At 75.2% G+C, this 15,739-nt stretch carries 6 protein-coding genes and 1 pseudogene; 4 read left to right on the top strand and 3 right to left on the bottom strand.

The features are described from left to right. Window positions 1-111: 111 nt before the first annotated feature. Window positions 112-756, bottom strand: a pseudogene (locus Phou_RS02305) (DivIVA domain-containing protein); the annotation flags it as partial. Between the two features lie 297 nt (window positions 757-1,053). Here Phou_RS02305 and Phou_RS52065 point away from each other — a divergent pair. Genes Phou_RS52065 through Phou_RS02320 form a run of 4 tightly spaced genes read left to right on the top strand, consistent with a single transcriptional unit; the run spans window position 1,054 to window position 7,105 of the window. Continuing rightward, window positions 1,054-2,004 (top strand): hypothetical protein, encoded by a 951-nt coding sequence (locus tag Phou_RS52065; RefSeq protein WP_246273132.1) that lies wholly within the window; start codon window positions 1,054-1,056, stop codon window positions 2,002-2,004. Then, the gene (locus tag Phou_RS02310) at window positions 1,952-4,891 is read left to right on the top strand and encodes a non-ribosomal peptide synthetase (protein WP_246273715.1); all 2,940 of its coding nucleotides are present in this window, start codon (window positions 1,952-1,954) and stop codon (window positions 4,889-4,891) included. The genes Phou_RS52065 and Phou_RS02310 overlap by 53 nt, the downstream gene beginning before the upstream one ends. A gap of 4 nt (window positions 4,892-4,895) precedes the next feature. Next, window positions 4,896-6,605: an AMP-binding protein gene (locus Phou_RS02315; protein ID WP_173053141.1), complete on the top strand. Its 1,710-nt coding sequence runs from the start codon at window positions 4,896-4,898 to the stop codon at window positions 6,603-6,605. After that, complete coding sequence (locus Phou_RS02320) at window positions 6,602-7,105, top strand: phosphopantetheine-binding protein (RefSeq protein WP_173053142.1); 504 nt, start codon at window positions 6,602-6,604, stop codon at window positions 7,103-7,105. The genes Phou_RS02315 and Phou_RS02320 overlap by 4 nt, the downstream gene beginning before the upstream one ends. Window positions 7,106-7,157: 52 nt before the next feature. On the opposite strand, the gene Phou_RS56000 is transcribed toward Phou_RS02320, so the two are convergent. Both Phou_RS56000 and Phou_RS54255 read right to left on the bottom strand, forming a co-directional pair. Continuing rightward, entirely contained in the window at window positions 7,158-13,874 is a 6,717-nt protein-coding gene (locus tag Phou_RS56000) for a non-ribosomal peptide synthetase (RefSeq protein ID WP_281365054.1), read from the bottom strand. Next, complete coding sequence (locus Phou_RS54255; protein ID WP_218578660.1) at window positions 13,835-15,736, bottom strand: condensation domain-containing protein; 1,902 nt, start codon at window positions 15,734-15,736, stop codon at window positions 13,835-13,837. The genes Phou_RS56000 and Phou_RS54255 overlap by 40 nt, the downstream gene beginning before the upstream one ends. Window positions 15,737-15,739: the final 3 nt, after the last annotated feature.

The raw sequence follows: 15,739 nt of genomic DNA on the forward strand, positions 1-15,739 counted from the left end.
CCCCGATCCGCGAAGGATCTCCGGCGAGCGAGCCCGCCCGCGACGCCGGACCGTCTGGATCTACAGCGCGGAGTCGGCGGCGGGGAGCGCGGCCTTCTCGCCGCCCGCGTGGTCGCGGAGCTGGCTCTCGATGTAGGCGGTGAGGCGGCTGCGGTACTGCCGCTCGAACTGCTGCAGCTCCTCGATGTGACGCAGCGTGGCGGTGCGCTTGGCGTCCAGGCCGCCCATCGCCTCCTGGTGGCGCTGGCGGGCGTCCCGCTCGACCTCGTCGGCCGCGGCCCGCGCCTCGCCGGTGAGGTCGGCCGCGCGGCTGCGCGCGTCGGCCAGCAGGCCGTCGGCCTCGCGCCGGGCATCGCCGAGGTGGTCGTCGGCGGTGCGCTGGGCCATCATCAACACGCGCGCGACCTGGTCGCCGTCGCCGCCGCCCATCGGCCCGCCCTGCGAACGGGCCCGCTCCAGCTCCATCTGCGCGGACCGTGCGGCCTGCTCGGCCGAGGCACGGTCGCGCTGGGCCCGGTCAAGCTGGATCCGCACGTCGTCGAGCTCGGCGTCCATCCAGCGGTCGGAGGTGGGCTCGGCGCGGCCGCCGGAACGCTCCAGCTGGGCGCGGAGCTGGTTGTTTTCCTCGATGAGGCGGATCAGCTCCTGCTCGACCTCGTCCAGGAAGGCGTCGACCTCTTCCTCGTCGAAGCCCCGCTGGCCGAGCGGCGGCTTCTTGAAAGCGACGTTGTGCACGTCCGCCGGGGTGAGCGGCATCAAACACTCCTCGTTGTCGGTCGCCGCCCGCGCAGCGACAAGGCCGATTGACGTCCACCGAGGAATCAGGCCAGTGCCGCGACGGCCAGCTCGCACCGACAGTACCAACCCCGGCCGGCTTCGCGTGGACCCCCTCGGGCGCTCACCCGCGATGTCACCGGGAGGTGGGGCGCGAACCGGCCGTACGGCGGGTCGACGGATCTAGGAGTGGACACTAATCTATCTTGCGAACGAACCTCGACGGGGAAGGGACCCCACGGGCGGTGGGCACGGCCGCGGGTCCCGAGGGGAGACCACGTGCCTTTCGCAGGCTGGCGTCCACTGCGCGCCGGTGCCGGATCCGAGGCTGTCCTCGGTGTCGACTTCACCCAGGCCCGGGTGCGGGCCCAAGCCGGATTTGCCCAGCTTGTCCCGATGTTGCCGGAGCCGTACCCCGTGTGGGGCACGGTCGAGGAGGGCTGGCAGCTGCCCGGCGACCCCGCCGCCCGGCTGTCGGGCTGGCTGGCCGCCAGCGAGGATCTGCGAGCCCGGGCCGTCCTCGGGTACTGCGCCGGCGCGCCACTGGCCTGCGCCCTCGCCCGCCACCTCGCCGACCGCACCGGGGCGCCGGTCGACGTGGTGCTCTTCGACCCCTCGGTGGCCGGCCCGCTGACGCTGTACTACCAGTTCGACGCGGCGCTCGGCAGCCTCGCGGCCGTGCTGGCCGAGGCCGAGGTGGCCGCCGCCCGGGAGGCCGCCCTGCGGGACGCCGAGGCCGCCGGTGACCTGGACGCGCTCGCCGCGACGCTCGCCGGGCGGTACACGGCGCTGGCCGGACCGGCCTGTGCCAGCCAGGGTGTGCCGGCGTCGATCGCCGACCAGATGTGCACCCGGCTCGCCACCCACCTGGGCTACTTCGCGCTCTCCGCGGCCGCCGAGCTGGCGTACCCGCCGGAGACGCTCATCGTCCTGTCCGCCGAGCACGACCCGCCCCGCTGGGCGGGCGCGTGCTGCGGCTGCCGGTCGGGCAGAACGCGTTGCTCGGCGACCCGGCCGCCGCCGCCGCGGTGGGCGGCCTGCTCGCGGGCGTGCGGTCATGAGCGGGGTGGTGGCCAGCGGCAGCGCGGTCGGCGACACCCTCAACCGCAAGGAGGAGGCGCTCTGGCTGTTCCAGCGCTTCACTCCCGGCTCGGCCGTCGACAACCTGCCCTTCGCGATCCGGACCAGCGCGGCGATCGACCTGACCGTGCTGGCCGCCGCGGTCCGTGAGCTGATGCGGCGGTACCCGGTGCTGCGCACCACGTTTCCGGCCCGCGACGGCGTGCCCGCGCGCCACCTCGCGCCGGTGGGCGACCCGCCGGTGACCGGTGAGGTGGTCGCGCCCGACGACCTACCGGCCGCGCTCGCCGCCGCCACCCGGCGGGCCTTCGACCTCACCACCGACCTGCCTTTCCGGGTACACCGCTTCGCGCTCACCGGCGGCGGCAGCGTGCTCATGCTGGTCGGCCACCACATCGCGGTCGACGGGCAGTCCGGCGGGCGGCTGGTGCCCGAGCTGTGCCGGATCTACCAGGACCTGCTCGACGGCGGCCCTTCCGGCGCGGCACCGGAGGCGGAGCAGCTGCGCGAGGCGCCGCCGTCCGAGGGCAGCCTCGCGTACTGGACCGAGCGCCTCTCCGGCCTCGACCCGCGGCAGCTCGCCCTCGGCCGCGCGCGGCCCGACCCGGACACGCCGTCGTTCAGCGGCGGCCGGATGGGGCGCGACCTCACCGACGCCACCCGCACCGCCCTGCACGCGCTGCGCCGCCAGCTGCGGGTCACCGAAAACATGGCGCTGCTGGCCGGCTTCTACGCGCTGCTGGCCCGCCACGGCGCCGGCCCCGACCTCGTGGTGGCGCTACCGGTCAGCACCCGCGGCGACGCCGGCCACGCCGCGGTCGGCTACCACGTCAACACGCTTCCGCTGCGGGTGCGCGTCGACCTCGGCGCCGGCTTCCGCCACCTCGCCGGGCAGGTGCGCGACGAGCTGATCGCCGGCCTGGCACACGCGGACACCTCGTTCGAGAGCGTGCTCTCCGAGGTGCGGCTCGACGGGGCGGGGTGGCGGGCGCCGCTGTTCCGGCACATGTTCAACTTCCACCCGCCGGCCGTGGTCGGGCCGGCCGGCCACCTGCCGGACGCGGCGTGGCACCCGGTCGACGCCGGGCTGACCCGCCACGACCTGCACGTCGCCGTCTTCCACCGCACCGAGCGGCTGGACATGCAGGTCGAGTACAGCACCGAGATCCACGACCCGGAGTACATCGCGGACCTGGTCGAGCGGTACGAGCTGCTGCTGCGCGCGGCCGCCGCCGACCCCGACCGTCCACTGTCCACACTCGACCTGTGGCGCCCGCACGAGCGCGCGCTGGTCGTGCCGCCCCCGCCCGAGGACACCTCCGCCCTGCCGGGGGCGCTCGCCGCGCGGCTCGCCGAGCCGGCGGCACCCGCGCTCGTCGAGGTCGACGGCACGGTGCGCGACCGAGGGTGGCTCGCCGGCCGCGCCGCGAGCATCCGGCGGCACCTCGCCGCGGCCGGTGTCGGGGCGGGCGACGTGGTGGCCCTGGCCGCACCCCGCGGCGGCGACCTCGCGGCGGCGGTGCTGGCGGTGTGGTCGCTGCGCGCGGCGTACCAGCCGGTCGACCCGGCGCAGCCGGCCGCGCGCACCGCGGCCCAGCTCGACGACGCGCGGGCCCGCGCGGTGGTGCTGGCCACCGGCGAGCTGCCGGCCGGGGCGGCCGAGGGGCGGGCGGTGCTCCGGCTCGACCTGGTCCCCGAGGCGCATCCGTCCACTCAGGACCTCGTCGACGGGCTGCGGGCGAGCGGCGGCGACGACCTCGCGTACGTCATCTTCACCTCGGGCTCGACCGGCCAGCCGAAGGGGGTGGAGATCGCCCATGCCGCGCTGGCCAACCTCGTGCGCTTCTTCGCCGGCCACCTCGGGCTGCGCGGACACGAGCGGGTGCTGTGGCTGACCACGTTCGGCTTCGACATCTCCGCGCTGGAGCTGCTGCTCCCGCTCTGCCACGCCGGCACCGCGGTGGTGGCCCCGCCGGAGGCGCAGACCGACCCGCGCCTGCTGCTCGACCTCGTCACCCGCCACGACGTCGCGGTCGTGCAGACCACTCCGACGATCTGGCGCCTCGTCGCCAACCGCCTCGGTGACGAGCTGGCCGGCCGCACCGTCCTCTGTGGCGGCGAGCCCCTCTCCGCGACGCTCGCCGCGCGCCTGCTGCGGTCGGGGTGCCGGCTGTTCAACGTGTACGGCCCGACCGAGACGACGATCTGGTCCACAGTGGCCGAGATCGCGCCGGACGTCACCGACCCGGTCGGCGTCGGCCGCCCGATCGCCGGCACCGCCCTGCACATCCTCGACGCGCACGGCCAGCCGGTACCGCCGGGTGTCGTCGGCGAGCTGTGCATCGGCGGCACGGGTGTGGCCCGCGGGTACGCCGGCCGCCCGGAGCTGACCGCCGAGCGCTTCCGCACCTCCGGCGGCGTGCGGCTCTACCACACCGGCGACCTCGCCACCTGGCGGCGCGACGGCACCGTCGAGCTGCTCGGCCGGGCCGACCGGCAGGTCAAGCTCCGCGGGCGGCGGATCGAGCTCGGCGAGGTCGAGGCGGCGCTGGAGCGGCACCCGGGCGTGACCGCCGCCGCGGTCGTCGTGCAGGGCGACCCGCAGGGAGACGGCCGGCTGATCGGCTACCTGCAAGGGCCCGCGGCACCGGACGAGGTCGCCGCGCACGCCCGCTCGGTCCTGCCCTACTACCTCGTGCCGGCCGACCTCGTCACGCTGGACGCCCTGCCCCGCAACCCGAGCGGCAAGGTGGACTACCGCGCGCTTCCCGCCGTGGTCGCCACCGCGCCGGCCTCCGCGCGCGCCGAGACGTCCGACCCGCTGGTGGCGGAGCTGGTCGACCTCTGGACGGACCTGCTCGGCGCGCCCGACCTGGGTCCGCACAGCAACTTCTTCACCAGCGGCGGCCACTCGCTGCTGGCCGCGATCCTGGTGACCCGGATCGCCGGGCAGATCGGGCGCGAGGTGTCGCTGCCCGAGCTGTTCGCGGCGCCGACACCGGCCGAGCTGGCCCGCGAGCTCCGGAATGGGAGGTAGCCGAGTGTCCGCGCCAAGGGTGGTACCCGACCTGCTCCGCAACAGCGCCCGGCTCGCGCCCGACCGGGTGGCCGTCGCGGCCGGGACGCACGCGCTGACGTTCGCCGAGCTCGACGCGCGCGCCGGCGCGATCGCGCGGGGCCTGCGCGAGCGGGGCGTCTCCCGCGGCGACCAGGTGGGGCTGATGTTCGGCGGCGAGGCGTGGCCGGACTACGCGGCCGCGTACTTCGGAACGCTCGCCGTGGGCGCCACCGCGCTGCTGCTCGGTGACCGCTTCACCCCCGCCGACCTCACCGAGCTGACCCGCCGGCACCGGGTCGCGGGCATCCTCACCGCACCCGGCCGCGCCGCGCCCGACGTGCCCTGCTGGGTCGCCAGCACCACGACCATCCACGAGGGACAGTCCGAGGCTCCGTACCCCGCCGAGGCCGCCCCCGGCGACGCCGCGGAGGTCGTCTTCACCTCCGGCACCACCGCGCTGCCCCGGGGTGTGGTCGCCACCCACGCCAACGTGCTGCGCGCCCAGGTGGCGTGGCCGGCCGGCCCGCGCGGAAACCAGCCGTGCCTGCACGCGCTGCCGATCGGCTCGGTCGCCGCGCAGGTGGTGCTTGTCAACTGCGTGGGCGGTCAGCACACGCTCGTCGCGCTCCCCCACTTTTCGGCGCCCGCCCTGGCCGAGGAGGCCGAGCGCTGGCGGGCGAGCACCGTCTGCCTGGTGCCCGCCATGGGCCACTGGCTGCTGCGCACGCCGGGACTGACTGTGCCGTCGGTCAAGGGGGTCAGCTTCTCCGGCGCCGCGCTGCCGGTCGGGATCCTCGCCGACCTCGCGCCGGTCTTCCCGAACGCGGAGTTCTACAACTTCTACACCTCCACCGAGGCGTTTCCGGCGAAGGTGGCCACCCGCTACGACCCGTCCCGCCCGGAGTCGGTGGGCCGCCCGATCGGCGCCTGCGCGGTACGGGTCACCGCGCCCGACGGGACCCCGCTGCCGGACGGCGAGACCGGCGAGATCTGGCTCCGCTCGACCGACGCGCCGCCACGGCGGTTCCTCGGCGGCGACGGCGACGGCGGGGCCACCTTCCAGGACGGCTGGACGCGCACCGGTGACCTGGGCCATGTGGACGGCGACGGCTACCTCTACCTGGCCGGTCGGGTCAGCGACATCGTGATCGTGGGCGGCTTCAACGTCTCCACGTACCGCGTCGAGCAGGTGCTCGGCCGCCACGAGGCGGTCGCCGAGGTGGCGGTCTTCCCGGTCGACCACCGGGTGCTCGGCGAGGTGGTGGCCGCGCTGGTGGTACTGCGCGCCGACGCCACCGTCCGCGAGCTGCGCGAGCACGCCGCCCGCCACCTGTCCCCGCGCGAGCTGCCGGCGGTCCTCCGCATCGTCGACGAGCTGCCGCACAACGCCGGCGGCAAGGTGGTCAAGTCCGGCCTGCCCGCGCTGCTGGACGAGGAAGGCCCGGCCGCCTTCGTCGCGCCGCGCGGCGACACCGAGCGGGTCGTGGCACAGGTCTGGTCCGAGGTGCTCGACGTCGGCTCGGTCGGCGCCGCCGACGACTTCTTCGCGATCGGTGGCGACTCGCTCGCCGCCACCGAGATAGCCGCCCGGCTCGGCGCCCGCCTGGGCGCGCAGGTCGACGCGGTCACCATCTTCGAACGCCCCACGGTGGCCGAGCTGGCCGCCTCCCTGCATGGAGGAGACGCACGATGATCGCGGTCGAGACAGCGCTCCGCAAGCACCCCGACGTGATCGACGTGGCCAGCCGGGTCACCGACGGCCCGCCGGCCCGGCGCATCGTGGCGGTCGCCGCCCAGGTCCACTGTGCACCGATCGACCTGCGGGACCACGTGTGGGACACCGTCGCCGAGCCCGACCTGCCCGACGTGCTCGTGGTGCTCCCCCGCCTCCCCCGCGCCGACGACGGGAGCCCCCAGCTCAACTGGGACGCCGTCGCCAGCGGCGAAGGCTGCTCGTTCGTCCCGCTCGCGACGGGCACCGAGCGCGCGATCGGCGAGATCTGGGCCGAGGTGCTGGGCCGCACGCGCATCTCGGCCGAGGACGACTTCCTGTCCCTCGGCGGCGACTCGATGACGGCGACGCTGCTGCTCGACCTCACGAACGACCGCCTGGGCACGACCTTGACCTTCGACGAGCTGCTCGCGGTCCGCGACCTCCGCGAGCTGGCCCGATCGATCGACGCCCGCCGCTGACGCAGCCAGCCGGCGCCGCTCAACGGCGCCGCGCCGCGCGACCGCGTCCGGGTCAGGAGCTGGTCAGGCGTTGGGCTTCGGCCTCGTCCATGGCTTCGATCTCGGCGAGCAGCAGGTCCTCGACGGCCTCGGCGAGTGCGCGGACCGTCGTCGCGCGAAAGATGAGGCGGAGCGGCACCTCGAGGCCGAGGCGCGCGCGCAGGCGGGCGGCGACGCGGGTGGCCAGCAGCGAGTGCCCGCCCAGGTCGAAGAAGTCGTCGTGCGCGCCGATCCGCTCGACGGCGAGCACCTCGGACCAGACCGCGGCGATGAGCCGTTCCGCGTCGGTGCTCGGCGGTTCGCCAGGTGCCGCGGAGGTGGCGACGTCCACGGGTGGCAGTGCGGCGCGGTCGAGCTTGCCGTTCGATGTCAGCGGCAGCGCGCCGCGCACCGCGAACGCCTCCGGGTGGAACGCCGCCGGGAGCAGGCCGGCCAGGTGTGCCCGCAGGTCCGCGGCGCCCGGCGGGGCCGTCCCCGGCTCCAGCACGAGGTGCGCGACAAGGCGCCCGCCGTCGAGGGTCACCGCGGCGTCGCGGATGCCGGGGTACCCGGTAAGGGCGCCCTCGACCTCCTCCGGCTCGATGCGGTGCCCGCGCACCTTGAGCTGGTGGTCGGTGCGGCCGAGGAACTCCAGCGCACCGTCCGGACGGGTCCGCACCCGGTCGCCGGTGCGGTAGTGCCGCACGCCGTCGAGGTCGACGAACCGCCCCTCGGACAGGTCCGGCCGCCCCAGGTAGCCACTGGCCAGGCCGGGGCCGCCGAGGTAGAGCTCGCCGGGCACGCCGTCAGGCACCGGGCCGCCGTGGCGGTCGCGCACGTGCGCGCAGGTACCGGCGATCGGGCGGCCGATGGGTGGGCGGCGGCCCGCGTCCGCGGGCGTGAGGCGGGCGGCGGTCGCGATGATTGTCGCTTCGGTCGGGCCGTACGTGTTCCACAGCGCGACCCGGTCGCCGAAGCCCTCGAACCACCGCGCCAGCACGTCCGCGCGGGCCTGCTCGCCGCCGATGACGACGAGGCGCAACGCGTCCGGCCACGCGCTCGCGGGCAGGCTGGTGACCAGCTCGTGCCAGTACGCGGTCGGCAGGTCGAGCACGGTCAGCGCGCGCCCGGCCGGCGTGGCCAGGAAGTCGGGCAGCTCGGCCCGCGCGACCGGCGGTACGACGAGGGTGGCGCCCCGGCTGAGGCACGGGTACACCTCCTCGCCGAACGTGTCGAAGCCGGGCGAGGAGAGCTGCAGCACCCGGTCGCCGGGCCCGATGCCGTACGCCTCGGCCATCCACTCGACGCGGGTGGCGAGCGCGGTGTGGCCCACGGCGACCGGTTTGGGCGCGCCGGTGGAGCCGGAGGTGTGCATGACGTACGCGAGCCCGTCCACGCCGTCACCGTCCCCGCGCGTCGACGCCCGCCGCGGGTGTGCCGGGTCGAGTGGCAGGTATGCCGCGCCGGCGCGGAGCACCGCGAGCACGGCGACCACGAGGCCGGCGCCGGGCTCCCGGCGGACTTCGACGAGTGCTCCACTGTGGACCTCTTTGGACTCCCGCTCGGCCCGGTCGACAAGCTCGGCGTAGGTGAGCCGGCCGTCCGGCGCGTCGACAGCGATCGCGTGCGGCGTCGCGGCGGCCTGCGCCCAGATCCGCTCGACCACGCCGGTGACCGGTGCCGGGCGGGCGCATGCGGTCTCGGCCGGCGCCTCGGCCGCGGCGAGGCGGGAGTACACGGTGGACAGCCGGGCGTCCGGGTCGGCGGCGGCCAGGTGCAGGAAGGTCTCCAGGCGGCGCAGCAGCAGGGCGATCGTCGCGCTGTCGAAGAGGTCGCTGCGGTACGAGGCGATGAGCGTGACCTCGTCGCGGCCGGCGAGCACGTCGACAAGCAGGTCGAACTTCGCCCGCGCGAGCCCCGTGTCGAACCACCCGACGTCGAGCCCGGGCAGCGCCAGCCCGCTCGCCTGGGCGGCGTGGTAGATGAACATCGTGTCGAACAGCGGCGTGCGGGAGGGGTCGCGGCGCAGTCCGAGGCGGGCGGGCAGCTCTTCGAGGGGTGCCTTGCGGTGCTGGTACGCGCCGATGAGTGTGGCCTTGACCCGGCCCAGCAGCTCGCGCACGGTGGGATCGCCGGACAGGTCGCCGCGCAGCACGACCGTGTCGAGGAAGAAGCCGACGAGCGGCTCCAACTCGACGCGGTCGCGGGTGTCCACCGGCGAGCCGACCGCGATGTCGTCCTGTCCACTGTAGAGGCCGAGCAGCGCCAGGTACGCGGCGAGCGAGGTCATGAACGCGGTGGTGCGGCCGGCCCGGCAGAGGGTGCGCAGGTCGGCGGCGGCCTGTGCGCTGCGCAGCGACTCGGTGCCGCCGTCGGTGGTGGGCGCCGCGGGCCGGGGCCGGTCGGTGGGCAGGTCCAGCGGGCGGATGCCGGCGAGCCGCTCGGTCCAGTACCGCAGCACCTCCTCCCGCCCGGCGTCCGCGGCGGCGCGCTCGTCGCGCGCGTAGTCGGCGTACTGCACCGGCAGCGGCGCCGGGTCCGCGATCTCCCCGCCGACCCGGGCGGCGTACCCGGCCGCGACCTCGGCGCCGAGGATGCCGATGGAGATGTCGTCGGCGACAAGATGGTGGGTCACGACGCAGAGCACGTGGTCGGCGGCGGCGATCCGGAGGAGCGTGGCCCGTACCGGCGGGGCGGCGGCGAGGTCGAAGGGCTCGACGATCCGGGCGGCGGCGATGTCGGCCGCTTCCTCCTCGGTGGCGTCGAGCCGCTCGACCGGGAGCCGCCAGTCCGGCAGCACCTCCTGGACCGGCCGCCCGTCCCGGGCCGGAAAGCGGGTCCGGAGCGCCCCGTGCCGCCCGACCGCGTCCTGGATCGCCGCGCAGAGCGCGGCCACGTCGAGCGGGCCGCGCAGGCGCCAGCTCATCGGCACGTGGTAGTCGTCGCCCACCTGCCCGAGAAACCAGATCCGCTCCTGCGCGGTGGTGAGCGGCGCGGTGGCCGGCGGTGACGTGCTCACCGGGCCTCCTCGACGGCGGCGGCCAGGTCGCTGACCGTGGCGGCGTCGAAGTAGGTGCCGAGCGGCAGGTCGACGCCGAGCCGCTCGCGTACCCGCGCCGCGGTGCGCACGACCGTCAGCGAGTCGAAACCGGCGTCGAAAAGGTCGTCGTCGGGGCCGACGCGCGGGTCGTCGAGAACCTGGCGGACGATCTCCAGCACGGCGGTCGTCGTGTCCTGCCCGGTCATGCGTCCCCCGTTTCGCGGCAACGGCCTCGCGCCCGTACAGGTCGTCCGGCGGCGCCTCGGGCACCTCGGCGTCGAACCGGGACAGCGTGCCCAGCCGGAGGCTCACCGCGGCGAGGGCGGCCATCGCGAGCGCGAACACCAGGTACATGAGGCCGATGCCGCGCCCATCGCCGGTGCCGATGAGCTGCCCGACGGTGCCGGCGAGCGGACCGCCGGCCGCCATCAGCGGCTCGAACAGGCGCGGTCCAAAGGGGACGATGACGGCAAAGCCGAGCGGCAGCGTCGACCAGGCGACGATCGTGTTGAGCGAGAAGACCCGGCCGTGGAAGCGCTGCGGCACGGTCACCTGGACGATCGTGGCGTAGATGGCGTTGACGACGGTCAGGCAGAGCGAGGTGCCGAAGATCCCGATCGCCACCGTCAGCGTGGCCGGCCGCAGCCCGGTGAGCAGGCAGCACGCGGCCATGGCGAGAGTGCCGAGGAGCAGGCCGCGCATCCGCCGCCTGCGCGGACCGCCCCATACCATCATCGCCAGCCCACCGAGCAGGACGCCGAAGCCTCCGCCGAAGGCAACACGCCCCACAGTGGACAGATCGGCGAACGATAGCACCAGCGGGGACGAGAGCAACAGTAGCGGCGACAAGAAGATGTTCAATGCGGCGAAGAACAGCAGCATCGACCGGATGCCGCGGTGGCTGAGCGTGTATCGCAGGCCGCCGGCTATCTCCTTGAGCAGGCTCTCCCGCCGCCGGTACGCCATGGTGGCCGGGAAGCGCACGAGCAGCACGGCGACGATCGCGAACGCGTAGCTCACCACGTCAAGCACGAGGATGCCGGTCAGGTCGATGGTGGCCAGCAGGCCCACCGCGACGAGCGGGGCCACGAACTGGGCCACGCCGGTCGCGGTCTGCACGACGCCGTTCGCGTGGCCGAGGTAGCGCTTGGGCACGAGCTGCGGCACGGCCGAGAAGAACGCCAGCCGCTGGAACGTGAGCGCCACCGACAGCGAGGCCAGGAGCCCGTAGATGGCGGCGGTAGGCAGGTTGCCGGTCCACAGCAGCAGCCCGAACGCAAGCTGGACACCCAGCGCGGCCGTGTCGGCGGCGAGCATCACGCGGCGCCGGTCGTACCTGTCGACGATCCCGCCGGCGAGCGGCGCGATGAGCAGGCCGGGCAGGAGGCCGACGAGGAAGAAGACGGCGAACCGGGTGAGCGAGCCGGTCTCCAGGTAGATCCAGAGCGGGATCGCGAAGTCGGTCAGGGCCGCGCCGGTCATCGAGACCAGCTGGCCGAGCATCACCCACAGGAAGCGTCGCATGCTCGGCTCGGGTCCACTGGGGACGGCGGCGCCGGTCGTTTCCGACACGCCTTGCAGCCACCAGCCGGTCCGTGCCGGCACCGGTGTCCCACCGGCGACCGCCGGGTGCACGCTGGTGACGATTTCCGCCAGCTCCTCGGCCCGGTACTTGAGGAAGAAGTGCCCCGCCTCGTCGAGCACCACCAGCGCCGTGCGGTCGGTCAGGAAGTGCCACTCGCGGAAGCGCTCGTCGTACCACTCGGTGGCCGGGTCGCGCTCGCCGGCGACCGCGATGATCGGGCAGCGCAGCCGGGTGGCGCCCGTGTCGAGCAGCCGGGTGAAGTACTCCTCCGCCGCCTCCGAGTCGCGGCGCATGTTGCGGACGATCTGCCGGGCCTGCGCGGGGTCGACGTCGGCGAGGTCGACGCCGAGGCCGGCGAGCCAGTTGACGTAGTGCTGGTCGCCGCGGAGGCGGTTCATCGCCCGGGACAGCGCGGCGACCGCGCCGGCCCGCGGGCGGGCGAAGGGGAAGATCGCGCCGATGTACGTCGCCTCGACCTCGCGGCCGGCCTCCTCCAGCCTGCGGGCGACCTCGACGATCAGCGCCGAACCGACGCCGCAGTGCCCGTAGAGGACGATCGGGCCGCTGACCCGGTCGAGGACCTCGGCGGCGCAGCGGGCGGCGAGCACGTCGAACGGCAGGTGCTCCTCGTCAAGCCCGACGTCGTGGCCGGGGATCGCGAGGGACCACAGCGCGTACCCGTCCGGCAGCGCGTCGGCGAGGGGCTGGTAGACGATCGCGCTGCCGCCGCCGTACGGGACGCAGACGTAGCTCAGCGCGGGCGGCTCGGCCGGCTCGGCGGTCAGCCGGTGCAGCAGGTGCCGGGGGCGCTCGGCGGCCGGCTTGTCGAGCAGCGCGGCCAGCGCGCGCACGGTCGGCGCCCGGAACATGTCCATCACCGCGACGCCGGGCGAGCCGGCCGGCAGCTCGCGGCGCAGCCGGGTGACCACCTTGATGGCCAGCAGCGAGTGGCCGCCGATCGCGAAGAAGTCGTCGTCCGCGCCCACGCTCTCCACGCCGAGGACGGCGGCCCAGACGCCGGCGACCAGCCGCTCGGTGGCGGTGCTCGGCTCCGCGCCGCCGGCCGGCGCCGTGCGCCGCGGTGCGGGCAGCCGCTTGCGGTCGACCTTGCCGTTGGCGGTCAGCGGGATGCGCGGCACGGCGGTCAGGTAGGTGGGCACCATGTAGGCGGGCAGCCGGTCGGCCAGGTAGCCACGCAGGTCGTCGACGTCGAGCGGCGCGCCGTCGCGGGGCACCGCGTAGCCGGCCAGCTCCCGGGCGCCGCGCTGGCCGAGTGTGACGACGGCGCAGTCGACCACGTCCGGGTGCCGCCCGAGGTGCGCCTCGATCTCGCCCAGCTCCACCCGGTACCCGCGGATCTTGACCTGGGAGTCGGCCCGGCCGAGGAACTCGATGGTGCCGTCCGGCCCGCACCGGGCGAGGTCGCCGGTGCGGTAGAGGCGCTCGCCGGTGCGCGCGTGGGTGACGAACGCGGCGGCGGTGCGCTCCGGGTCGCGCCAGTACCCGGTGGCCAGCCCCACCCCGCCGATGTGCAGCTCGCCGGCGACGCCGACCGGCGCGTCACAGCCGGAGCGGTCGAGGATGTGCAGCGTCTGGTTCGCCATCGGGCGGCCGTACGGAATGGACGTCCACTTCGGATCGACGTGGGCGATGTCGTACCAGACCGACCAGATGGAGCCTTCGGTGGCGCCGCCGAGGCTGACCACCCGTACGCCCGGCGCGAGCGCGCGCAGGCGGTCCGGCAGCGTCGGCGGGATCCAGTCGCCGGAGAGCATCACCAGCCGCAGCGAGCGCAGGTCGGCCCCGCTGTGCTCGGCCTGCTCGGTGAGGAGCTCGGCGAGCGCCGGCACCGAGTTCCAGACGGTGACGCGCTGCTCCTGGACGAGCCGGGCCCATGCCGCCGGGTCCTTGTCCTCCTCCGGCGCGGGCATGACGAGCGTGGCGCCGGCCGCGAGCCCGCCGTACACGTCCTGTACGGACAGGTCGAAGCTGAGCGCGGAGAGCGTGATGATCCGGTCGTCCGCCGACCAGCCGAGGTGCTGGTTGACGTCGCGGACGGTGTTGAGCGCGGCCCGGTGCTCGATCATCACGCCCTTCGGCGCTCCGGTGGAGCCCGACGTGAATATGACGTAGGCGAGGTCGTCCGGCTGGGCGGGGTCGGGGCGGCCGGCTCCCCCTCGCCGCGCGTGACGACGATCGTGGTGCGGCCCTCCACGGTGCGCCCGGGCTGGGTGAGCGCGACCCGGCAGCCGCCCAGGTCGAGCAGCTCACGACGGCGGGCCTCGGGCAGGTCGGCGTCGATCGGCAGGTACGCCGCGCCGGCCCGGCTGACGGCCAGCACCGCGACGACCTGCTCCCAGCCGCGCGCCATGACGACGCCGACGAGCTCGCCCCGCCGCACACCGGCCTCGGTGAGCCGGGCGGCGGTGTGCTCGGCGGCCGCGACGAGGTCCGCGTAGGTCAGCGCGCCGCCCGGGTGCCGCACGGCCACCCGGTCGGGGTCGGCCGCCGCGCGCGTCCACACCGGACGGTGCAGGCAACCGGGCGGGCCGAGGTCGGTGGCGGTGCTGTTCCACGCGTCGCGCGCCGCGCGCTCGGCCGGCGTGAGCAGCTCGTGCGCGGCGACCGGGGCGTGCGGGTCGGCGGTGACGGCGTCCAGCAGCGTGACCAGGTGACCGCCGAGCCGCTCGATCCGCACGGCGTCGAAGAGGCCGCGGTTGTATACGACCGAGCACAGTAGACCGTCGCCGGCCTCGCTGGCGTACAGCTCGAGCTCGAACCGCGTGCTCGGCAGATCGAAGTCGAACGGCGCGAACGCGGTGCTGCCGCGCCCGTAGTTCTGGAACGCGAACACCACCTGGAACAGCGGCGACCGGCGCACGTCGCGGTCCACGCGCAGCTCGCTGACCAGCCGCTCGAAGGGGACCTCCGCACGGTCGTACGCGTCCAGCGCGCTCCGCCGGGTGCGGTCGAGCAGCTCGGCGAAGCTCGGCCCGCCGGAGAGGTCGGCGCGCATCACGAGCGTGTTGACGAAGAGGCCGACGATCGGCTCCAGCTCGGGCAGGTGCCGGCCGGCGACCGGCGAGCCGACGGCGAAGTCGTCCTGCCCGCTGTACCGGCCCAGCACCGCCTGAAACCCCGCGAGCAGTGCCATGTAGAGGGTCGCGCCCCGCTCGCGGGCGAGCGCGGCCAGCCGGTCGCGCAGCGCCCCGCCGATGCGGAACGCGTGCGTCGCGCCCCCGTACGTGGGCGGGTCCGGCCTCGGCCGGTCGGTGGGCAGGTCCAGCGGCGGCAGGCCGGCGAGCCGTTCCCGCCAGTACGCCAGGTCGCCGCTGCCGGCGCGCTGCCGCTGCCAGGCCGCGTAGTCGGCGTAGCGCAGCGCGGGGGCCGCCGCCGGCCGGCCACCGGCGAGCAGCTCGGCCAGCTCGCTGAGCAGCAGGTCAGCGGACCAGCCGTCGGCGACGAGGTGGTGCACGGCGAGCACCAGCACGTGGTCGCCGCCGGACAGGTGGACGAGCATGGCCCGCAGCAGGGGTGCCCGGGTGAGGTCGAACGGCTGGGCGAGTGCCGCCGAGATCACCTCGCGTGCGCCCTCCTCGGTGGCCTCCACTTCGGACACCGGCACGCTCGCGTGCGCGACCAGCCGCAGCCGGGGCGTGCCGTCCGGCCCGGCGTGGAAGGTGGAGCGGAGCACCTCGTGCCGGGCGGCGAGGTGGTCCAGCGCCGCCCGCAGCGCGGCCGGGTCGAGCCCGCCGGGCACCCGGACGACGACCGGGATCGTGTACGCGGCCGTGCCGGGCACGAACTGCTCCATGAACCAGAGCCGCTCCTGCGCCCACGACAGCGGTGGCGGCTCCCCCGCAGGCAGGGGCGGGATCACCGGCGCCGCGGTGCCTCCCAGCCGCTGGGCCAGCAGGGCCTGCTTGGCCGCCGACAGGCGGGACCGCCGTTCGGCGTGCTCCTCTTCGCGCATGGTCTCGCGTTGCACCGT

Source organism: Phytohabitans houttuyneae (genome assembly GCF_011764425.1).
Classification (GTDB): Bacteria; Actinomycetota; Actinomycetes; order Mycobacteriales; family Micromonosporaceae; genus Phytohabitans; species Phytohabitans houttuyneae.

Excerpts from the sequence above, each read along its gene's own strand:
- Phou_RS02320 (WP_173053142.1), top strand. The coding sequence starts at position 6,602 with ATGATCGCGGTCGAGACAGCGCTCCGCAAGCACCCCGACGTGATCGAC.